The sequence below is a fragment of the Dactylosporangium sp. McL0621 genome (assembly GCF_049995355.1).
Lineage (GTDB): Bacteria > Actinomycetota > Actinomycetes > Mycobacteriales > Micromonosporaceae > Dactylosporangium.
In genome coordinates this window covers 6,711,225-6,731,961 of the sequence record NZ_CP188259.1, presented here as the reverse complement: position 1 = coordinate 6,731,961, position 20,737 = coordinate 6,711,225, and the positions used below count along the sequence as shown (strand labels likewise).

The window sequence follows — 20,737 nt, the reverse complement described above, 5'->3', positions numbered from 1 at the left end:
GCCGCCTCCTCAGGCGTCCGGTTGGGCGGCCGGCACGGACCAGTGCAGGCCGTCGGTCGACGGCACGAGGCCGCCCGGGCGGATCGGTACCTGCTCGTCGAGGTTGCTGCCGGTCACGGCCTGCGCCTGGATCCGGTGCCCCTCCTTGGCCACCGAACGGATCAGCGCCGACTTCAGCAGCTCGTGGTTCTCCGCCTCGCCGCGGGCCCGCCGGTCGACGATCTCGGAGAGCTCCTCGAAGGCCGCGGACCGCGCGCTCACGTACGAGTCGGCGTCGACGAGGGCGATCTCGTGCGAGGCGCCGCCGCCGACCAGCTCCACGAACGACTCGACGTGCGAGGCCGCGTTGCGGGTGACCTTCTTGGCCTTCCAGAAGTACGAGTCCTCGTCCTGGTGCATGTCGTAGAACGCGACGAGGAAGTCGTGGAAGCGCGCGTACTCCATCCGGTAGCGCGTCTCGAACTCCTCGAACGCGGCCTGCTCCGGCACGTCGCCGGCGAGGGCGGTGTTGAGCGAGCGGGCCGCCAGCAGGCCGCCGTAGGTCGCCAGGTGCACGCCCTGGGAGAACACCGGGTCGATGAAGCACGCCGCGTCGCCGGACAGGACCATGCCCGGCCGCCAGAACTTCTCCTGCACGTAGGAGTAGTCCTTGCGGACCCGGACCTCGCCGTACGTGCCCTCGGTGACGCGCTTGGCGCCGGCGAGGTACTCCGCGATCAGCGGGCACTCGTCGATGAGCGCCAGCAGCGCCTTCTCCTGGTCGCCCTGGACCCGCTCGAGCTCCTCGGGCAGCAGGACCACGCCGACGCTGGTGAGGGTCGCGGACAGCGGGATGTACCAGAACCAGCCGGCCTCGAACGCGACCGCGAGGATGTTGCCCTCGTTGGGCGCCGGCAGCCGCTTGCCGCCCTCGAAGTAGCCGAACAGCGCCAGGTTGCGGAAGAACTCCGAGTAGACCCGGCGGCCGCCGATCCGCCCGTGGATGCGGCTCTTGTTGCCCGACGCGTCCACGAGGTAGCGGCTGCGCACCTCGTGCTCGCGGCCGCCGGCGTCGGTGTAGCGCACGCCGACGACCCGGCCGTCCTCCTCGATGACGTCGGCGACCGACGCCTCCTCGCGCACCTCGACGCCCTTGCGCCGGGCGTTGTCCAGCAGGATCTGGTCGAACTTCATCCGCTCGACCTGGTAGGCGGTGGAGGCGCCGTCGACGAACTTCGAGGACAGGGAGAAGGAGAACTCCCACGGCTCGGGGTTCTTGCCCCACCGGAAGCTACCGCCCCGCTTGATCGGGAAGCCGGCGTTCTTCAGCTCCTCCGACACGCCGAGGATCTTGCAGATGCCGTGGATGGTCGCCGGCAGCAGCGATTCGCCGATCTGGTACCGCGGGAACTTCTCCTTCTCCAGCAGCAGGACCCGGTGGCCCTGCATCGCCACGAGCGTCGACACGGTCGAACCACTCGGGCCGCCGCCGACGACCACGACGTCGAACTCGGCGTTGATGGGGTTGCTCACGTTGCGTCCTCCTCCTTGCGTGCGGCTGGTGCCGGTCAGCGCATCTCGACGTCGGTCCGGGCGATCGCGGCGGCGAAGACGCCCCGCGACAGTGCGTCGCCGACGGCCTCGAGGTCGTCGGCCATGTAGCGGTCGTGGTCGAGCGTCGGCACCAGCGCGCGGATCGCGTCGTAGGTGGCCTTGCCCGCCACGCTGAGCCCGTCGTAGCGACCCGACAGATCCACCGCCTGGGCGGCGGCGAGGTACTCCAGGGCCAGGATCGTGTTGTTGTTCTGCAGCACCCGCCGGGCGTTGCGGGCCGAGATGAGGCCCATGCTGACCACGTCCTGGTTGTCCCCGTTGGACGGAACGCTCTGCGTGCTGGCCGGGCCGATGGTCCGGTTCTCCGCGATCAGCGCCGTCGCCGGGTACTGCGCGCCGGCGAACCCGCTGTTGAGCCCCGGGTCGCCGGCGACCAGGAACTCCGGCAGGCCGTAGGAGAGGTGCCGGTTGAGCAGCCGGTTGCTCTGCCGCTCCGAGAGCACCCCGAGCTGGGTCAGCGCGATGGTGACGAAGTCCATGGCGAACGCGATCGGCTGGCCGTGGAAGTTCGCGCCGTGGAAGACCTCCTGGCCCACGAAGAACAGCGGGTTGTCGTTGGCCGAGTTCAGCTCGATGTCGAGCTTGTTCGTCGCGTGGTACAGCGTGTCGCGCACCGAGCCCAGGATCTGCGGGATGGCCCGCAGCGAGTACGCCTTCTGCAGGTAGACCTTGGTCCGCTGGACCGCCCCGGTCTCCAGGGTGCCGTCGCCCTTGCCCTGGTCGCCGCTGTCGGCGACCTGGCGGCGCAGGTCGGCGTGCTCGACGGTGAGCCGGCTGCCGGCCATCAGGCCGCGCATGTTGGCCGCGGTGTCGATCTGCCCCTGGTGCGGGCGGGCCACGTCGTGCCCCTCCGGCAGGAACGGGCTGCGCGAGCCCTGCAGCGTCTCGATGACCAGCGCGGTGACGATCTCGTGCTGGCGGACCTGGGTCAGCGCCCGGTCGACGACCAGCGCGCCGAGCCCGGTCATCGCCGAGGTGCCGTTGATCAGCGCCAGGCCCTCCTTGAACCGCAGCTCGAGGGGCTCGATGCCCAGCTCGCGCAGCACCGGGCCGGTCGGCACCCGCTTGCCGTCGCGCAGCAGGTAGCCCTCGCCGATGACGGTGGAGGCGATGTGCGACAGCGGGGCCAGGTCGCCGCTGGCGCCCAGCGAGCCGATCTCCGGGATCGCGGGGGTGATGCCGAGGTTGAGGTACAGCGCCAGGCGCTCCAGCACCTCGGGCCGGACCGCGGAGTAGCCCTTCGCGAGCGCGTTGAGCCGGGCGATGACGATCGCCCGCGCCTCGTGCTCGGCGAACAGCGGACCCACCCCGGCGCTGTGGCTGCGCACGAGGTTGGTCTGCAGCTCCACCTCCTTGGAGGTGCCGACGAGCATGTAGATCATCTCGCCGTAGCCGGTGGTGACCCCGTAGATCGGGATGTCCAGGGCGACGATGTCCTCGAACATGGCGCGGCTCTTCGTCGCCTTCGCCAGCGCGGACGGCGAGACCTCGCACGGCGCGCGGTCCTCGGCGATCCGGCGCACGTCGGGGATGGTCAGGTCGTTGCCGTTGAGCACTACCTGCTCGGTGTCGGCTCGCGTCATCTCAGTTCCTCCACTGGCTGTCCGGCGCCCGGTGGGCGGCCGGAGGGGGCTGGCTGTTCGGCGCCCGCTGGGCGGCCGGAGGGGGTTGGCGGCGTGCCCGCGGACGCCGGGCGGCCGGAGGGGGCTGGCTGTTCGGCGCCCGCCGGGCGGCCGGAGGGGGCCGGCTCTTCGGCGCCCGCCGGGCGGCCGGACGGGGTTCGGGGCGTGCCCGCGGCCGCGATACGGGCGGACAGGGCGGCGACCGTGGGACCCGCGAGGCAGTCGGCGAGCGAGAGCTGCACCCCGAACCGCTCGCGTACGCGGTGCACCAGCTGCATCAGCTGCAGCGAGTGCCCGCCGACCGCGAAGAACGTCTCGTGCGCGCCGACGCGGGGCACCCCGAGCAGCTGCGCGAACAGCTCGGCGACGTCCTGCTCCAGCGCCGTCTGCGGCGGCCGGGCCGCCTCGGCGGCGAGCGCGCGCGGCGCCGGCAGCCGGCGGCGGTCCACCTTGCCCGCGATGTTGCGGGGCAGGCGGCCCGGGAACGGCTCGAACAGGATCGGCAGCTGCCGGCCGAACCGGGTCCGCAGCGTCGCGCGCCACCGGGCCGGGCCGGCCGCGGGCGCGCCGTCGTCGCCGGGCCGGGCCACCACGTAGGCGACCAGCTGCACCACGAGGCCGTCGCGGTCCTTGCGCGGCACCACCACGCACTCCGCGACGGAGTCGTCGGCGGCCAGCGCGGCCTCGATCTCGGCCAGCTCCAGGCGGTTGCCCTGCAGCTTGACCTGCTGGTCGCGGCGGCCGCGGAACTCCAGCAGCCCGTCCGGGCGGCGCCGGGCGAGATCGCCGGTCCGGTAGCAGCGGCCGCCCGGCCCGGCGAGCGGGCGGAACGATCCGCTCGCCGGGTCGCCGACGTAGCCGTCCGCCACGTGCGGGCCGCAGATGACGATCTCGCCGGTCACGCCGGTCGGGCACGGCCGGTCGTCCTCGTCGACGACCAGGACCCGCCGTCCCGGGATGGCGGCGCCGATCGGCACCACCGCGGTACCCTCGTCGACCAGGCCCGGGCCCAGCTCGCACCAGGTCGCCGCGATGGTCTCGGTCGGGCCGTAGAGGTTGACCACGCGGGTGCCCGGCAGGGTCGCGCGCAGGGCCAGGACCAGCTCGCCGGGGACCGCCTCGCCCATCAGCACCAGGTGGTCGAGGGCGAGCCGGCCGGCGGCGCCGGTGGCGCGGATCGCGGCGAGGACCTCGCGGGCGAAGCTCGGCACGGTCTGCAGGAACGTCACCCGCTCCTCGGCCAGCCAGGCCACGAACCGCTCGGGGTGCACCCGCGCGCGGTCCGGCACCGGGCACAGCGTCCCGCCGGCCACGAGCGTCGCGAACACCTCGCAGAGGCTCGGGTCGTGGTCGGCGGCGACCCACTGCGCCACCCGGGCGCCGGGGCCCAGCCCGAACGCGTCGCCCATCCAGGAGACGAACTGGGAGAGCGCGCCGTGGGTCTGGGCGATGCCCTTCGGCCGGCCGGTGGAGCCGGACGTGTGCGCCACGTAGGCGGGCCGGTCCGCCGCCACGACCGCCCCGCCGCCGTCGCCGGCCGCGTCCTCGTCCCAGAACGTCAGAACGTCGAGGACGCGGCCGCCGAGCTCCTCGCGGAACCAGGTGGCGAGCTCGTCGGCGGCGGGGTCGCCGGCGACGAGCAGGGCGGCCGGGCGCTGCTCGCTGAGCACGGCCCGGGCCCGCTCGCCGGCCTCGCCGGTCCCGAGCCAGATCAGGTGGCCGCCGCTGTGCAGCACGCCGAGGGAGGCGGCCAGGTGCGGGGCGCCGTGCGGCATCCGGATCGCGACCGGGGCGCCCGGCGCGTCCAGCCGGGCCGCGATGGCCGCGGCCCGGCGCAGCAGCTCCCGGTAGGTGGTGGTGCCGACCGCGATGGCGCCGGAGTCCTCGCCGTGGCGCCGGACCAGCTCGTGCACCGGCGCGCCCGGCGGTCCGTCGGCGATGCGGTCGGACGTGGCCGCGATCCGGCGGGTCCGCAGCATGTCGTCCATGGGCAGGTCCGGCACCGGGCGGTCGGGCGCGGCGAGCGCGGCGTCGAGCAGGGTGCGCACGTGCGCGAGCACGAGGGCGGCCACGGCCCGTCCGGCCGCGCCGCCCCGGTAGCCGACCGTCCCGGTCACGGACGGGTGGACCTGCCGCACGGTCACGGTGAGCTCGGAGCGGGCCGGGGCGGCGTCGATGCGCCGGCCCATCACGTCGGCGCCGGCCAGCCGCAGCGACGGCATGGGGTCGGTGCGGTACTCGAACCGCACGTCGCTCAGCGGCGCCCGGCCCGGCTCGCGGTCCACGTCGAGCCCGGCCAGGAGCCGGCCGAACGGCATCTCCCGGTGCGCCAGGGCCGCCTCGGCGGTGGCCGCGACCCGGCGCACGAACTGGCGGAACGACGGCGCGCCGGTCAGGTCCGCGCCGACGACCAGCAGGTTGTCGAAGGGCCCGACGACGCCGGCGAACTCGGGCGGGCGCACCGTGGTGGTCACGCCGACCGCCACCGGCTCGCCGGCCGCGTACCGGCCCAGCACGGCCAGCCAGGCCGCCAGCAGCACGGTGGACTGGCCCTCCTTCCCGGCCTGGCACCACGCGGTCAGGCGGCGGCCGAACCCGGTGCCCCAGTCGAACGGCAGCACGCCGCCGGGGGACGGCGTGTGGCGGTCGCCGGGGAGGGCCACGGGGGCCGGCAGCGGGGTCAGCTCGGCCGTCCACCAGCGCAGCAGGTCGGCCTCGGACCGCTCGCGCTCGCGGCGGGCGAAGTCGGCGTAGCGCAGCGCCGGCGGGCGCGGCGGCGCCTCGGCGTACTCGCTGGAGACCTCGTCCACGAGCAGCGCGACCGAGCGCTCGTCGGCCACCGCCCGGTGCACGACCAGCACCGCGTGGTGGGCGTCGGCGGCGACCCGGACCACGGTCAGCCGGATCATCGGGCCCGCGGTGACGCTGAGCCGCCCGGCGACCAGGGCGGCGCTGAGCTCCTCGGCGCGCCGCTGCCGCCCGGGCCAGTCCAGCAGCGTCAGGTCGACCACCGAGAACGTGTCCGCGGCCGGCACGGTCGCGCGCTGGTGCGGGCGGCCGCCGGCGTCGGCGATCGACGAGCGCAGGATCTCGTGCCGGTGCAGCACCGCGAGCCACGCGCTGCGCAGCCGGTCGACGCGCAGCCGGCCCGAGATCCGGTACTGCCACGCCACCCGGTGCTCCGCCGAGTCCGGCACCAGGTGCTCCAGCAGCCACCACGCGTCCTGCGCGTGCGAGGTCGGTACGACATCGGTCGGGGAATGCGAGGCATTGGTCGCGGTCACCGTGTTCGGATCAGCCACGAAGGCATCGTTGCACGCCGGCGGGGCCGGAACTTCTTGTGTTTTGCGCTTACTCGCCGACCGTGCCGGAAACGCCCGCGTCCGAGCGCAATCTGAAGGATGACCGCGTCCGCTGGGGCCGCCGACAATTGGTCGCGGTGGTATTCGCGAAAGGAGCATGGCCGATGGTGGAGCAAGCGGGCGACCTCGATCCGGACGTGATCGCCAAGCGTGTCGAGGAGATCTGGAAGGACGTGCTGGACATGCCCGAAGGGCGGCGTGACCTCACGTTCTTCGACCTGCAGGGGCAGTCCATCTCCGCGGTGCGCATCACCGCCCGGGTCGAGGACGAGCTCGGCGTGCCGGTCGACGTCGGCATTCTGTTCGAGGATCCCGACCTGGACCGGTTCACGAGTGCGGTGCTGGCCGCCGCGACGACGCCGGTGGCCTGAAAGTTCATAGCAACGTCGTTTTCGCCAAAGCCTCAGGAAACACCCGCCGGGCAATTCCCGGCGGGTGTTCCTGAGGCTACGTTTCGTGTTTCCCCGGGCTTACGTCAGGGCGTGCTCGGGGGCCGGCGCGGGGCCCGTCGCCCGGCCGCCGCGCAGGACGCGCAGCATCGTGCCCGGGCTCATCAGCGCCGTCGGCGGGTCGACCAGCCCGGCGACCCGGAAGAAGGTCCGGGTGACGGCGCCGTCGTGGACCGCCGCCGCGTGCAGCCGCGACATGTAGGCGTTGGCGAGGCGCACCTTGAGGGTGCGGGGGCCCTCGACGCCCGGGAAGCCCAGGTCGCCGCCGGTCGAGATCTCCCACGGCACGCCGATCAGCGGCTTGATCTCGCGGAAGAACCGCAGCGCCTGCGGGTCGCCGAAGCGCTGGAGGTGTTCGCGCAGCGCGACCGCCTCCAGGGCGGCGGCGGTCATGCCCTGGCCGTAGACCGGGTTGAAGGCGCACACCGCGTCGCCGAACACCAGCAGCCCGGCCGGGAACTCGCGCAGCCGGTCGAAGCGGCGCCACACGCTCGCCGCCACGCGGAAGCTGACCGCCTCGTCGACCGGCTCCGCGGTGCGGATGGTCTCGTAGATCTCCGGGGCCGGCAGCGAGCGGGCGAAGGCGAGGAACCCCTCGTGGTCGGTGGGCGGGTAGTCGCCGAGGATGCCGGTCAGCGAGAGCATGGAGACGCCGTCGCCCAGCTTGGGGAAGAACGCGCCGCGCGGGAAGGCGGGGGAGGCGACCGGGTTGATGCTCAGGTCGGTGCCGTACGGGTCCTCGCGCAGCCGGAAGTGCCGCGTGGTGTACGCCATGTCGATCTTCACCCGGTCCTCGGCCGGGCGGGCGTAGCCGAACTCCTCGAGCCACGCCGGCATCCGGGAGCCGCGGCCGGTCGCGTCGACCACGAGGTCGGCCCGCAGCACCTGGGTGGCGGCCGCGGCGCCGTCGTCGAGCACCTCGACACCGATGACCCGCTTGCGGTCGGCAGTGGTGACCAGGCCCCGGATCGTGCAGCCCTCCAGGAACTCCACATTGGACAGCTCGGCCACCCGGGCGCGCACGTGGGCCTCCAGCACCGGCCTGGTCGCCGACACGCTGGAGAGCCCGGTGCGGGCCTGGCTGAGGCGCTTGCCGTTGAAGTACCAGCGCAGGTTCCCGGAAAGGTCGCCGGCGAGCACGCCCTCGGCCGCCATCGCCTTGTCGAGGCCCGGGAACAGCTCCTCGAGGATGTGCTGGCCCTTCGCGAGCAGCGCGTGCGCGTGCCGGCCGTGCGGCACCCCGCGGCGCGGGTCCCGCACCCCGAGCAGCCGGTCGCGGTCCACCAGCGACACGTGCCGGTAGGAGTCGGCGAGTATCCGGGCGGCGAGCAGGCCCCCGATGCCACCGCCGAGCACCACGGCTCGGTCTGCGACGTAGTCAACCATCCTGGCCGTCCTCCAGTCGTGAGTCTGATCGGGTCGGGGGGCCCGCGGCGTCGGGCCGGCCGTTCATCAGGTCGGTGCGCAGCCGGCGCAGGTCCTTGAACGAGTCGAGGTCCGGTACCGTCCAGCCGTCCAGGTCGTACTCGGACAGGCACGCGTCGGCGAACGCCTCGTAGCCGTCGGTGAGGCCGCCGGCCATCTGCGCGGAGAGCAGCGCGACCCGGGTGTCCTCGTGGCTGCCGGCGTAGTTGCGCTCGTACAGTTCGTGCCGCCCGCCGAACTCGGTGCCGACGGCGTCCCACAGCAGCTTCATGACCTTGACCCGCTGTACCGCGTCGACGCCGTTGGAGCCGCGGACGTAGGTGTCGAGGTACCGCCGCAGGTCGGGGTTCTGGAAGTCCTCGGCGCTGGAGTTGACGTAGATCAGGCCGCTGGCGACGTCCTGCTGGACGATCTCCTTGATCCGCGGGTAGCCGATCTGCATGAACCACCGGTAGGCCAGGCCGTACTGGGGGTTGGGCAGCACCGCGCCGCCGGTCCACGGCACCGGGTTGCGCGCCGCGGCGTCGGACAGCGCCCAGAACAGGTTGCGCCACGCCAGGACCTCGCCGAGGCGGCTCTGCACGCCGCGGAAGTCGCGGGTGCCGGTGATGTCCAGCGCCTTGAGCAGCAGGCCGGCGATGAACTCCAGCTTCACCGCCAGCCGGGTGCAGCCGTGGAAGGTGAACCGCTCGGGGAACCCGGAGCGCCCGGTGAACAGCTGCACCTTGGCCAGGTCGCCGTAGATGAAGACGTTCTCCCAGGGGATGAGCACCTTGTCCAGCACCAGGATCGAGTCGTTCTCGTCGAGGCGGGAGGAGAGCGGGTAGTCGAACGGGCTGCCGGTCATCGCCGCGGCGGCGCCGTAGGACGGCCGGCAGATCAGCTTCATGCCGGGCGCGTCCATCGGGATGGTCGCCACGACGGCGAACTTGCGGTCCTTGATGGGCAGGCCGTAGTGCGCGATGAAGTTGTAGTGGGTGAGCGCCGAGCCGGTGGCGACGACCTTGGCCCCGCTGACCACGAGCCCCGCGTCGGTCTCGCGCTCCACGTGCACGAAGACGTCCCCGACCTTGTCGGCGGGCAGCTTGCGGTCGACCGGCGGGTGCACGATCGCGTGGTTCCAGTACAGGACCTTCTCCTGCGACTCGCGGTACCAGCGCCGGGCGTTGGCGGAGTACGGCGCGTAGTACTCGGCGTTGGCCCCGAGCGTGCCGAGGAACGACGCCTTGTAGTCGGGGCTGCGGCCCATCCAGCCGTAGGTGAGCCGGGCCCAGGCCGCGATCGCGCCCTGGTGGGCGACCAGGTCCTCGGCGCTGCGCGGGGTGGTGAAGAACCGGTGCGTCCAGCCGTCGCTGCCGGGCGCGTCGGTCGGCGCGGTCAGCACGTCGCGGTGCTCCGGGTCGTGCAGCGCGTCGTAGAGCCGGGCGACCATCCGGACGGGGTTGCGGAACGCGAGGTGCGTCGTCACGTCTCGGACGCGCTCGCCGTAGATGTAGACCTCGCGGTCGTCGCGGAGGCTCTCGACGTACTCGTCGCCGGTCAGCGGGCGGGTGGTCATGAGCACCGATGGTGGCAGCCGCCGGCGCCGTGGCCCTCTCCCATCGTGCGCAGCTGCCGGCGCCGCGCGCGTGTGCCGGGAAGGACCGCACGGCCGGAGATGCCGGGCGGCCCGCCGGTCGGCACGGTGTCTGGTGGACGGTTCGGCGTGGACTCGAGAGGAGTCAGATGGCTATGACGACGACGGATGCTCCAACCCGCGAGGATCTCGTCGGGCGCGCGGCGGAGCTGGTGCCCCTGCTGCGCAGGCACGCGCCGTGGGCGGAGGAGCACCGGCGCCTGCACGAGGAGGTGGTCGAGGCGCTCACCGCCGCCGACATGTTCAAGCTGCGCCGGCCGCGGCAGTACGGCGGGCTCGAGGTCGACACCCGCACGCTCGTCGACGTGGCCACCGAGCTCGGCCGGGGCGACGGCTCCGCGGCGTGGGTCACCTCGGTGACGTGGATCCCCGGCTGGATGGCCTGCATGTTCCCCGACCACGTGCAGGACGAGGTGTTCGCCGGGCCGGACACCCGCGTGTGCGGCACCCTGAGCCCGTCGGCGATGGCGTTCCCGGCCGAGGGCGGCGTCGTGGTCAACGGCAAGTGGCAGTTCATCAGCGGCGCCCACCACGCCGACTGGCAGGTCATCATCGCCATCCACGTGCCGGCCGAGGGCGAGCCCTATCCGGTCATCGGTCTCGTGCCGATGGCCGACCTGCTCATCGTCGACGACTGGAACACCTTCGGGCTCAAGGGCACGGGCAGCGTCGGTACCGTGGCCAAGGATCTCTTCGTCCCGCAGGACCGGATTCTGCCGCTGCCGGTGGTCCTGGCGGGCCAGTCGGCCTCGAAGGTCAACGCGGAGTCGCCGATCTACCGCAGCCCGCTGCTGCCGGTGGCGTCCGCGTCGTCGGTCGGCGCGATCGTCGGGCTGGGCCGCGCGGCCCAGGACGCGTTCCTGCACCGGCTCCCGGGCCGGAAGATCAGCTACACCGGCTACGACAGCCAGCGCGAGGCGCCGGTGACGCACCTGCAGGTCGCCGACGCGGTGCTGCGCCTGGACGAGGCGGAGTTCCACGCCCACCGGCTGACCGCGCTGGTCGACGGCAAGGGCGCCGGCGGCGGCGAGTGGACGCTGACCGAGCGGGTGCAGGCCCGGGCCGACATGGGCGCCGTCGTGCAGCGCGCCAAGGAGGCCGTGGACATCCTCGCCGGGGCCAGCGGCGGCTCGTCGATCTACACCGACCTGCCGATCCAGCGGGTCATGCGCGACATCCACGCGGTACACCTGCACGCCCTGATGCACCCGAACACCAACGCCGAGCTCTACGGCCGCGTCCTGTGCGGCCTGGAGCCCAACACGCTCTACATCTGACCGGCCGCGGCCCAGCCCGAGAGGACACAGCATGACGAGCAGCACGACCAGCCCGACGGACCTGTCCGACGCCGACAAGGCGGCGGTCGCGTCGCTGACCCAGCGGGTCATCGCCGCGTGGGCGTACCACGACGCCGACGCGTTCGCCGGCGTGTTCGTCGACGACGGCACGATGACGATGCCCGGGGTGCACCTGAAGGGGCGCGCGAGCATCCGGGACTACATGGCCGACGGCTTCGCCGGCCGCTACAAGGGCACCCAGGTCACCGGCAAGCCGATCGACCTGCGCCCGCTCGGCCCGGACGCGGCGATCCTGCTGTCGCAGGGCGGCGTCATGGCGGCGGGGGAGTCCGAGGTGTCCGACGCCGAGGCGATCCGGGCCGCCTGGGTCGTCGTCCGGCACGACGGCCAGTGGCGGCTGTCGGCGTACGTCAACACCCCCCGCGACAAGGCCGCCTGAGCGTCACCCGGCCGCAATACCCGCGCCGCCCCGCCGTTTCCGGCGGGGCGGCGCTGTCGTTCGGGTGCGTTTCGAACAATGCGGACGCGGGTCTCGGAAAGCGCCACTATCCCCTGTCTATTCAGGAACATCGATGAGCACGTTTTGAGAAGACATAGATACCCGTAGCAGTGAAGATAGCTGTGGTCCGCATTCTTTTCGGGAGGTTGAAATCGGATCGCAGAAATGGCCGCCAAAGACTCTTCCGACCAGTTAAGGGGGACCGTTGCCAGCGCAACCTGTCGGTTTGATGCGCCGACTCATCCCAATCTGCTTCGTTCTCGTGGTGGTCGGCGCGTTGTACGTCAACGCGCGGCTGCCTTCCGTATCGGCCTCCGACCGGGCGGCGATGGCGTCACGGTTCAAGTTCACCGAGCTGCCGATCGCGATGCCGCCGGGCCTGCCCGAGCACACCGTGCGGGTGGTCAACCCCAAGTACGAGCACATCAAGGCGTGGATCTCCTCGGTCGGGGCCGCGGTGGCCGTGAACGACCTCGACGGCGAGGGCGTGGCCAACGACCTGTGCCTCGTCGACACCCGCAGCGACTCCGTGATCGTGACCCCGGCGCCGGACAGCGGCGGGACCTACGCGCCCTTCGTCCTCGACCCGTCGGCGAAGCTGCCCATGGGCCCGGCGATCGCGCCGATGGGCTGCACGCCGGGCGACTTCAACGCCGACGGCCGGATGGACGTGCTGGTCAACTACTGGGGCCGCACCCCGGTGCTGTTCATGCACAAGGCCGGCGCGAAGTCGCTGAGCCTCGACGCGTTCGCGCCGGTCGAGCTGATCCCCGGCAAGTCCACGCCGGACGGGGGCTACCAGGGGCCGCTGTGGAACACCAACGCCGTGGCGGTGGCCGACTTCGACGGTGACGGCCACGCCGACATCGGGGTGTTCAACTACTTCCCCGACACGCAGGTGCTGGACCCCAACGGCCACCCCGACGTGACGATGAACCACTCGATGTCCCGGGCCCAGAACGCCGGCGGCGCGCACGTCATGCGCTGGAAGTCCGCGACCGCGGGCGACCAGCCGACGGCCACGTTCGAGGAGCAGGTCGCCATCGACCCGAGGTACTCCACCGGCTGGACGCTCGGCTCCGCCTCCGCGGACCTCGACGGCGACCTGCTGCCGGAGCTGTACCTCGCCAACGACTTCGGCCAGGACCGCTTCTTCCACAACGTCTCGACCCCGGGCCACATCAAGTTCGCGCTGGCCGAGGGGAGCCGGGGCCCGACGACGCCCAAGTCCCTGGTCGTCGGGCACGACTCGTTCAAGGGGATGTCGGCCGAGTTCGGCGACCTCGACGGCCGCGGCCGGTTCGACCTCTTCGTCAGCAACATCACCGAGTCGTGGGGCCTGGAGGAGAGCAACTTCGTCTGGAGCAACACCGCGGCGACCCCGGAGGCGGCCCGCGCCGACCTGGCCGACGGCGTCGCGCCGTTCGAGAACAAGGCCGCGGCGAAGAACCTCGCCTGGGTCGGCTGGGGCTGGGACGCGAAGATGGCCGACTTCGACAACAGCGGCCGGCTCGTCGTCGTGCAGACCTGCGGCTTCGTCAAGGGCACCATCAACCGGTTCAACTGGCTGCAGGAGCTCGCGATGAGCAACGACCTGCTGCTGCAGGAGCCGGACATGTGGCCGAAGGCGGAACCCGGTGATGACATCGCCGGCTCCAACCCCCTGGCCTTCTGGGTCAGGGAGGAGCACACCGGCCGGTTCACCAACCTCAGCGCCAACCTGGGCCTGGCCGTGGAGACGCCGACGCGCGGGCTCGCGGTCGCCGACACCGACGGCGACGGCAGCCAGGACTTCGCCGTGGCCCGCCAGTGGGGCCCGCCGGCGTACTACCGCAACGGCAACACCGCCATGAGCGACTTCCTCGGCCTCCGCCTGTACCGCCCGGCGACGACGGGCGCGACCGGCACGACCGGGACCGCCGGCACAACCGGCACAACCGGCACGACCGGCACGACCAGCACGACCGGCACGACCGGCACGACGGGCGCGACCGGTACGACCGGGACCGGCGCGACCACCGGTGCCCCCGCGACCCCCGCCTACGGCGCGGTCGTACGCATCCGCACCGCCGACGGCCGGGTCCAGGTGGCCCAGCTCGACGGCGGCGGCGGGCACTCCGGCAAGCGCAGCTTCGACGTCTTCTTCGGCCTCGGCGCCGCCGGCGCCAAGCCGGTCTCGGCCGAGCTGAGCTGGCGTGACACCACCGGCGCCACGCACCACCAGAAGCTCGACCTGAGCGCCGGCTGGCACAACCTCATGCTGACCGACCAAGCCCAGGAGGTGACGACGCCGTGACGGACGTACAGCAGGCCCCCATGACCGATGCGGTGCCCACCGCGACCCCGCCCGCCAAGCTCACGCCGGCCGCACCGGCGCGGCCGGAGCCGGCGGCCACCCCGGGCAAGGCGCCCCGGGTCGACGCCCGCGACCCGCGCTACCTCGCGCTGCGCAACTTCGCGATCTCGATGAGCATCTTCAACATCCTCGGCTACACCGTGCTCGGCTTCGAGCAGCCGTGGACCTGGCCGCTGCTGTCGCTGCTGGTCGGCTACACGGCGGAGTTCGCCTTCGAGACGGTGCAGGCGCGGGCGCTGCGCCGGCCGGCCGCCTACTCGGGCAACGGGGCCTGGGGCGTGTACACGTTCCTGCTCCCGACCCACATCACCGCCCTCGCGGCCAACATGCTGCTCTACGCCAACGACGTGTTCTGGCCGATCGCGTTCGCGGTCGTCGTCGCGGTCGGCGGGAAGTACGTGCTGCAGGCCCCGATCAAGGGCCGGCTGCGGCACTTCATGAACCCGTCCAACCTCGGCATCACCGTGGCGCTGCTCGCGTTCCCGTGGGTGAACGTCGCCCCGCCGTACCACTTCACCGAGCACGTGCCGGACGTGATCCGCATCGTCGTCCCGGTCGTGATCATCACCGCCGGCACCGTGCTCAACGCGATGCTGACCAAGAAGGTGCCGCTCATCGTCGGCTGGGTCGGCGGGTTCGTCATCCAGGCGCTGATCCGCCACTACGTCTGGGACGTCGCGCTGTGGGCGGCCCTGGCCCCGATGACCGGGGTGGCATTCGTGCTGTTCACCAACTACATGATCACGGACCCGGGCACGACGCCCGGCCCCGCGCGCAACCAGTTCATGTTCGGCGCGAACGTGGCAATGGTCTACGGCCTGCTGATGCTGTTCAACGTCGTCTACACGCTGTTCTTCGCCGTCACCATCGTGTGCCTCCTGCGCGGCCTGTTCTGGTGGGCCAAGTGGCTGCGGGAGCGGCGGGCGCCGGAGCCGGCGGCGACACCGGCACCGGCTGCGGTACCCGTCACGGCATGAGCCCGGGCCGGGCGGCCAGGGTCGCCCGGCCCGCACCAAGTCGCGCCGCATCCGGCGTGACCGAACCATCAGGCGGCCCCGGACCGGGGCCGCCTGAACCCCGTACGGCAGGAGGGAAGCTCCCATGACCACTGCCCCCCGTTCCCTGACCCGCCCGGCCGCCGGCGGCCTCGAGCGCCCGATCCGCAGAGGCGCGGTCGTCGGGTGGAGCGTCGCCGCGGGCCTGCTGCTCGCCGTGCTCTGGTCCTTCGAACTGGTCGACAAGGTGATCGGCGACAATGTCGCCAACACGCTGCTCGGTCACGACGCCAAGAAGACGGCGATCGCCGGCACCGCGGCCGGCCTGGTGTTCGCGTTCGTCTCCGGGCTGGCCGGCACCTTCACCGCCTGCAACATCGCGATGGCGGCGTCGATCGGCCCGCTCAGCATCGCCGGCGGGGAGGCCCAGCGCCGCTCCGGGCTGTTCCGGACGCTGCTGCGGCCGATCGGCTGGCTCACCCTCGGCATGGTGTCGGTCTCGGCCGTCTACGGCTTCGTCGGCGTGCTCATCGGCGACGACCTGCCGCAGCTGTCGGCCGCGGTGGTCGGCACCGTACCGGTACGCCTCATCCAGTCGATGGTCGTCTTCGGCGTGATCGGGCTGGCCCTGACCTACCTCGGGCTCGCCGCGCTCGGGGTGCTGCCCGACGTGTTCCGCGACCGGCCCGTGGGGCGGGTCGTCGCGCTCGGCGCGCTGGTCGGCGGCTTCCTCATCGGCCGGCCGTACCCGCTGTTCAACAAGCTGTTCCACTGGGCCGCCGACACGCACAACCCGCTGTACGGGGCGGCCGCGTTCGTGCTGCAGTCGCTCGGCAACATCCTGATCGTCACGGCCCTGTTCGCGCTGCTGACCCTCGGCACCGGCGGCCGGTTCCTGCGCTGGATGGCGGCCGCGCCCCGGCGCACGACCGTCATCACCGCGGCGCTGCTGATCGCCCTGGGCGTCTTCACCGTCGTCTACTGGGACGTGCGGGTGCCCTCGATGTTCGGCTGGGGCTGGTTCCCGACCATGCCGTACAACACCTGACCGCCGGGCCCGGGCCGCGGCCGGACCGGTCGCGGCTCAGGCCGGCGCCAGGCGCCCGTTGGGCATGTGGACCACGCGCAGGAAGGCGGGCAGGCGCCACGGCCGCGGGCCGCCGACGACGACGTCGCGGCGCAGGGCCGCGGTCGCGGTGCTGATCCGCCCGAACAGCATCAGGTTGAACCGGGCCGGCCGGAACGTGACGCGCACGTCGTAGGGCTGCTCGTCCGGGGCGATCCACACCCGCCGGTCGCCGAGCATGATCGTCGCCTCCGGGGTGTGCGCGGAGCGGAACCGCACGGCGATCGGGTGGCGCGGCATCGGCAGCGACGTGTTCAGCAGCGTGCCGTAGTCCAGGCGCAGCATGCCGAGGAAGAACTGGTCCCAGTACAGCGCCGCCTCCTCGTCCGGCATCGGCCACGGGCGCCGGGCCGCGCGGGCCATGTCCCAGCCGTGCACCAGCAGCTCGTTGACGAGGTGCGACACGACGCCCGAGACCGGGACGAGGGACGAGCCCAGCCACGGGATCGGCGTCTGCGGCGCCATGTCCGCGGTGGCGGCGAGGATCCGCTCGATCGCGTCGCCGAGCGCGGCGGCCAGCGCGGCCGGGTCGCGCTCGGCGAAGTGGCGCAGCACGAGGGCGTTGACGTCGGCGACGGTGTCGACGTTGGTGGTCGACATGACCTCGGCGAGCCCGGGGACGTCCAGCAGCCTGGTCCCGGGCTCGACGAGCTCGACGTACAGCAGCGCGATCCCCAGCACGTGGGCCGCGGAGTCCGCGATCGTCCAGTCCCGCGTCGCCGGCGCCCGGGGATCGTCCGCGCCGGTGAGCAGGCCGCGGAACCGTGCCCCCGCGCCGCGCAGGGCCGACCGGGCGAGCGTCCACTGTTGCGTCACGGATCCACGGTCGCAGACGGCCCGCGGTGACCGGAACTCCTGGCGTGCTGCGCTGCCCGGTCCGTGGTGGATGTGGTCCAGGTGCAGCATCCGCTTGAGGACGTGGTCCAGCTCGGCGTCGTCGAAGCTGGACTTCCAGCGTCGCCCAGCGCCGCCGGCCCACCCTCGACGCCTGACAGAAAGCGTCCGCGATGCGGACTGTGCCGTGTCTTCGGGCACGCCGCCACAGGCGGGTGGCTCGGGGCCGATGGCGGTCGGCACCCGAGCCGGTCGATCCGCGGGGCATCAGGGGTTCTTCGGGTCCTCGCCGAAGCCGTTGCACTGCCGTCCGCCATTGATGCAGTACTGGACGAGGTAACTCTGGCGCGCCGGGTCCCAGCCGTTCATGAAGTCGTAGTGGAACGTGTAGCTCGCGCCCGAGGCGTAGGCCAGGCCGCCCGTGTCGCCGTTCTTCAGCGGGTACGGCAGCTTGATCTCCAGCATCGGGAGCGGGACCGGGTGATCGGCCGGGCACACGCCCGAGACCGGCCACGCCATGTGGGACTTGTGGTCGGCGGTGTCCAGGTGGACGCCGTCCCAGCAGCTCGGGGCGGTCAGGCGCACCTGCAGCGTCGCGCCCGCCGGGCAGGACGGCGGGATGTCCGTGCCCTTGTAGCCGGTGCACTGCCAGTTGCCGGTGAAGTGGGCGACGTCCGGGGTCTTGGCGTCGCCGACCAGGAGCTTGAACCCGGCCGGGAACGGCTTGACGGTGCGGTAGTCGCGCACGGCGGACTTGTAGTAGACGGTCGGCTTGTCCGGCTGCAGCGGCACGCCGCGCTGCAGCAGCGTCGGGAACCAGTAGCCGGACGCGTCGAGGGTGTCCTCGCACGAGGTGGCCCCGCCGACCAGTGACTGCGGGGTCGAGTTCGCGTTCACCGACGGGTTGCCGATGAACGAGTGGTTGTGCGAGGCGCCGGGCAGGCCCGGGAAGACGATCGGGTCGTCGCTGAGCGTGTGGTTGACGGTGCAGTTGGCGTGCATTTCGTGGTACTGGGTGCGGGGCGGGTCGTCGGCGGCGAGCGCCGGGCCGGCGATCGCGGCGGCGCCGGCCACGGCGAGGGCCGCGACGGCGATGGGCAGCATGGATCTGATGCTCATGTTCGACTCCTTGGCGGTGAATCGAGCATCGGCAATTGGTAGCTGCGGACCGTAGCAGCCTCCGCGACGGCGGGGAAAGCGCTTGCCATTGAGTTGCCATGCCATTTCATGGTCCACATTGGACGCACCGTGATCGATTTGGCAACTCATGGCAAACGGTTGTCCACGGCTGAGCGGCGGGCCTACCGTCCAGTCATCCGCCCCGCCGTACCGCGCCGCGCCGTTCACGCCGCGCGGCGGCGAATACTGTCCGGGAGCCGCCATGCAAACCATACGCCGAACACTGCTCGCCGCCGCGCTGCTGCTCGCGGCGGCCGCGCTCGTCGCCGTCGACCGGCCCGCGGTCGCCGCGGCGGCGTGCGGTACCACAAATGCCGCCCTCAACCGTCCGGCCACCGCTTCGTCGTCCGAGAGCGCGAGCCTCGGACCGGCCAAGGCGGTCGACGGGTCCGGCTCGTCGCGCTGGTCGAGCGCGCACGGTGTCGATCCACAGTGGATTCAGATCGATCTCGGGGCCACGACCCAGATCTGCCAGGTGGTACTGACGTGGCAGCGGTCGTACGCGACCGCGTACCGCATCGAGGTCTCGGCCGACGGGGTGAGCGGCTGGAGCCCGGTCTACTCGACCACGACCGGCGCCGGCGGCACCGAGACCCTGGCGGTGAACGGTTCCGGCCGCTACATCCGGATGTACGGCACGACGCGGGCGACCCAGTACGGGTACTCGCTGTACGAGTTCGCCGTCTACGCCGGCGATCCGGGCGGCCCGCAGTTGCCGGGCGGCGGCGATCTCGGCTCGAACGTGGTCGTCTTCGACCCGGGCCAGTCCTCGGCCACCATCCAGGCCCGGCTGGACCAGATCTTCACGCAGCAGGAGAAGAACCAGTTCGGCGACGAGCGCTACCAGCTGTTGTTCAAGCCGGGCTCGTACTCGGGCCTCAACGCCCAGCTCGGCTTCTACACGTCGATCAGCGGCCTCGGCCAGAACCCGCAGGACGTGCAGATCCACGGCGACGTCACGGTCGACGCGGGCTGGATGCAGGGCAACGCGACCCAGAACTTCTGGCGCTCGGCCGAGAACCTGTCCCTGTACCCGGTGTCGGGCACGGACCGGTGGGCGGTGGCCCAGGCGGCGCCGTTCCGCCGGATGGACGTGCACGGCGGCATGACGCTCGCGTCGCCGAACTGCGGGTGGGCGTCCGGCGGGTACATCGCCGACAGCCGGGTGAGCGGGCAGATCAGCCCGTGCTCGCAGCAGCAGTGGTTCACCCGCGACTCGACGATCGGCAGCTGGAAGGGCGCCCTGTGGAACATGGTGTTCTCGGGGGTCCAGGGCGCACCCGCCACCAGCTTCCCGTCGCCGGCGATCACGACGCTCGCCACGTCGCCGGTGACGCAGGAGAAGCCGTACCTGTACGCCGACGCGTCGGGCTACAGGGTGTTCGTGCCGTCGCAGCGGACCAACAGCAGCGGTGCGACCTGGATCAACGGGCAGACCCCGGGCACGTCGCTGCCGCTGAGCCAGTTCTATGTGGCGAAGCCGGGCGTGACCGCGGCGACGCTGAACCAGGCGGTCGCGCAGGGCCTGAACCTGCTGTTCACTCCGGGCGTGTACCACCTGGGCTCGACCGTGAACATCAACCGCGCCGGCACCGTGGTGCTCGGCCTGGGCTACGCGACGATCGTGGCGGACAACGGCGCCCTGCCGATGGCCGTCGGTGACGTCGACGGGGTCAAGATCGCCAGCCTGCTGTTCGACGCGGGCCCGACGAACTCCCCGGCCCTGCTGCAGGTCGGCCCGAACGGTGCCGGCGGCAACCACGCGGGGGCGCCGAACCTGGTCTCGGACGTCTTCCTGCGGGTCGGCGGCGCCGGTGCGGCCAAGGTCACCAACGCGCTCGTGGTCAACAACAACAACACGATCATCGACCACATCTGGTCCTGGCGGGCCGACCACGGTGCCGGGGCGGGCTGGACGTCCAACCCGGCCGACACCGGGCTCATCGTCAACGGCCAGAACGTCACCGCGTACGGCCTGTTCGTGGAGCACTTCGAGAAGTACAACGTCATCTGGAACGGCAACGGCGGCAAGACGATCTTCTTCCAGAACGAGCTGCCCTACGACCCGCCGTCGGCCGCCGCCTGGTCCCACGACGGGATCACCGGCTACGCCGCCTACAAGGTCGCCAACACCGTCACCTCGCACGAGGCGTGGGGCATGGGCAGCTACTGCGTCTTCACGACGGACCCGTCCATCGCGGCCTACCACTCGTTCGAGGCCCCGGTGAACGCGGACGTCAAGTTCCACGACATCCTGACGGTCTCGCTGGGCAAGGGCTCGATCACCCACGTCATCAACGACACGGGCGACGCCGCCCTGCCGAGCAAGGTGACACCGCACACCGTGGTCAGCTACCCGTGAC

The 20,737-nt window shown here is 72.1% G+C and carries 14 protein-coding genes; 7 read left to right on the top strand and 7 right to left on the bottom strand.

Going from position 1 to position 20,737, the window contains the following annotated elements; translation table 11 throughout:
* Positions 1-9: 9 nt before the first annotated feature.
* The 3 genes from ACPPVO_RS31830 to ACPPVO_RS31820 are packed head-to-tail and all read right to left on the bottom strand — an operon-like array spanning position 10 to position 6,517.
* Positions 10-1,512: a tryptophan 7-halogenase gene (locus ACPPVO_RS31830; protein WP_426502232.1), complete on the bottom strand. Its 1,503-nt coding sequence runs from the start codon at positions 1,510-1,512 to the stop codon at positions 10-12.
* 35 nt (positions 1,513-1,547) lie between these two features.
* Positions 1,548-3,176 carry a tyrosine 2,3-aminomutase gene (cmdF, locus tag ACPPVO_RS31825; RefSeq protein WP_426502231.1) on the bottom strand — a complete coding sequence of 543 codons (1,629 nt, stop codon included), beginning with the start codon at positions 3,174-3,176 and terminating at the stop codon, positions 1,548-1,550.
* The gene (locus ACPPVO_RS31820; RefSeq protein WP_426502230.1) at positions 3,173-6,517 is read right to left on the bottom strand and encodes a non-ribosomal peptide synthetase; all 3,345 of its coding nucleotides are present in this window, start codon (positions 6,515-6,517) and stop codon (positions 3,173-3,175) included. Before ACPPVO_RS31820 ends, cmdF begins: the two co-directional genes overlap by 4 nt.
* A 164-nt stretch (positions 6,518-6,681) precedes the next feature.
* Between ACPPVO_RS31820 and ACPPVO_RS31815 the strand changes: the two genes are divergently transcribed.
* Complete coding sequence (locus ACPPVO_RS31815; RefSeq protein ID WP_426502229.1) at positions 6,682-6,948, top strand: phosphopantetheine-binding protein; 267 nt, start codon at positions 6,682-6,684, stop codon at positions 6,946-6,948.
* A gap of 99 nt (positions 6,949-7,047) precedes the next feature.
* Here ACPPVO_RS31815 and ACPPVO_RS31810 read toward each other — a convergent pair whose 3' ends face one another.
* Both ACPPVO_RS31810 and ACPPVO_RS31805 read right to left on the bottom strand, forming a co-directional pair.
* Positions 7,048-8,412 carry an FAD-dependent oxidoreductase gene (locus ACPPVO_RS31810; protein ID WP_426502228.1) on the bottom strand — a complete coding sequence of 455 codons (1,365 nt, stop codon included), beginning with the start codon at positions 8,410-8,412 and terminating at the stop codon, positions 7,048-7,050.
* Positions 8,405-10,009 carry a 4-hydroxyphenylacetate 3-hydroxylase family protein gene (locus ACPPVO_RS31805; protein WP_426502227.1) on the bottom strand — a complete coding sequence of 535 codons (1,605 nt, stop codon included), beginning with the start codon at positions 10,007-10,009 and terminating at the stop codon, positions 8,405-8,407. Before ACPPVO_RS31805 ends, ACPPVO_RS31810 begins: the two co-directional genes overlap by 8 nt.
* A 173-nt stretch (positions 10,010-10,182) precedes the next feature.
* On the opposite strand from ACPPVO_RS31805, the gene ACPPVO_RS31800 reads away from it, so the two are divergent.
* The 5 genes from ACPPVO_RS31800 (at position 10,183) to ACPPVO_RS31780 (ending at position 16,283) form a co-directional block, all read left to right on the top strand.
* Positions 10,183-11,364, top strand: coding sequence for an acyl-CoA dehydrogenase family protein (locus ACPPVO_RS31800; RefSeq protein WP_426502226.1), 1,182 nt, complete (start codon positions 10,183-10,185; stop codon positions 11,362-11,364).
* 31 nt (positions 11,365-11,395) lie between these two features.
* Entirely contained in the window at positions 11,396-11,824 is a 429-nt protein-coding gene (locus ACPPVO_RS31795; protein WP_360390902.1) for an SgcJ/EcaC family oxidoreductase, read from the top strand.
* Positions 11,825-12,113: 289 nt separating this feature from the next.
* Positions 12,114-14,180 carry a CRTAC1 family protein gene (locus tag ACPPVO_RS31790; protein ID WP_426502225.1) on the top strand — a complete coding sequence of 689 codons (2,067 nt, stop codon included), beginning with the start codon at positions 12,114-12,116 and terminating at the stop codon, positions 14,178-14,180.
* 20 nt (positions 14,181-14,200) lie between these two features.
* Positions 14,201-15,217, top strand: a complete 1,017-nt coding sequence (locus tag ACPPVO_RS31785; protein ID WP_426514733.1) for an enediyne biosynthesis protein — start codon at positions 14,201-14,203, stop codon at positions 15,215-15,217.
* A gap of 124 nt (positions 15,218-15,341) precedes the next feature.
* On the top strand, positions 15,342-16,283 hold the full coding sequence (locus tag ACPPVO_RS31780; protein WP_426502224.1) for a hypothetical protein: 942 nt from the start codon (positions 15,342-15,344) through the stop codon (positions 16,281-16,283).
* A gap of 36 nt (positions 16,284-16,319) precedes the next feature.
* Here the strand turns inward: ACPPVO_RS31780 and ACPPVO_RS31775 are convergent, their stop codons facing one another.
* Together ACPPVO_RS31775 and ACPPVO_RS31770 are read right to left on the bottom strand one after the other, a co-directional pair.
* Positions 16,320-17,177 (bottom strand): maleylpyruvate isomerase N-terminal domain-containing protein, encoded by an 858-nt coding sequence (locus tag ACPPVO_RS31775; RefSeq protein WP_426502223.1) that lies wholly within the window; start codon positions 17,175-17,177, stop codon positions 16,320-16,322.
* A 285-nt stretch (positions 17,178-17,462) separates the two neighbouring features.
* Positions 17,463-18,314 carry a DUF1996 domain-containing protein gene (locus ACPPVO_RS31770; protein ID WP_426502222.1) on the bottom strand — a complete coding sequence of 284 codons (852 nt, stop codon included), beginning with the start codon at positions 18,312-18,314 and terminating at the stop codon, positions 17,463-17,465.
* Positions 18,315-18,576: 262 nt separating this feature from the next.
* On the opposite strand from ACPPVO_RS31770, the gene ACPPVO_RS31765 reads away from it, so the two are divergent.
* Complete coding sequence (locus ACPPVO_RS31765) at positions 18,577-20,736, top strand: discoidin domain-containing protein (RefSeq protein ID WP_426502221.1); 2,160 nt, start codon at positions 18,577-18,579, stop codon at positions 20,734-20,736.
* The last annotated feature ends 1 nt before the right edge of the window (position 20,737 follow it).

What these genes read in the sequence shown, in the direction of transcription:
- ACPPVO_RS31770 (WP_426502222.1), bottom strand. Translation starts at nt 18,314, where the DNA reads ATGAGCATCAGATCCATGCTGCCCATCGCCGTCGCGGCCCTCGCCGTG.
- ACPPVO_RS31805 (WP_426502227.1), bottom strand. Translation starts at nt 10,009, where the DNA reads ATGACCACCCGCCCGCTGACCGGCGACGAGTACGTCGAGAGCCTCCGC.
- ACPPVO_RS31815 (WP_426502229.1), top strand. Translation starts at nt 6,682, where the DNA reads ATGGTGGAGCAAGCGGGCGACCTCGATCCGGACGTGATCGCCAAGCGT.
- ACPPVO_RS31785 (WP_426514733.1), top strand. Translation starts at nt 14,201, where the DNA reads ATGACCGATGCGGTGCCCACCGCGACCCCGCCCGCCAAGCTCACGCCG.
- ACPPVO_RS31800 (WP_426502226.1), top strand. Translation starts at nt 10,183, where the DNA reads ATGACGACGACGGATGCTCCAACCCGCGAGGATCTCGTCGGGCGCGCG.
- cmdF (WP_426502231.1), bottom strand. Translation starts at nt 3,176, where the DNA reads ATGACGCGAGCCGACACCGAGCAGGTAGTGCTCAACGGCAACGACCTG.
- ACPPVO_RS31780 (WP_426502224.1), top strand. Translation starts at nt 15,342, where the DNA reads ATGACCACTGCCCCCCGTTCCCTGACCCGCCCGGCCGCCGGCGGCCTC.
- ACPPVO_RS31810 (WP_426502228.1), bottom strand. Translation starts at nt 8,412, where the DNA reads ATGGTTGACTACGTCGCAGACCGAGCCGTGGTGCTCGGCGGTGGCATC.
- ACPPVO_RS31765 (WP_426502221.1), top strand. Translation starts at nt 18,577, where the DNA reads ATGCAAACCATACGCCGAACACTGCTCGCCGCCGCGCTGCTGCTCGCG.
- ACPPVO_RS31790 (WP_426502225.1), top strand. Translation starts at nt 12,114, where the DNA reads ATGCGCCGACTCATCCCAATCTGCTTCGTTCTCGTGGTGGTCGGCGCG.
- ACPPVO_RS31795 (WP_360390902.1), top strand. Translation starts at nt 11,396, where the DNA reads ATGACGAGCAGCACGACCAGCCCGACGGACCTGTCCGACGCCGACAAG.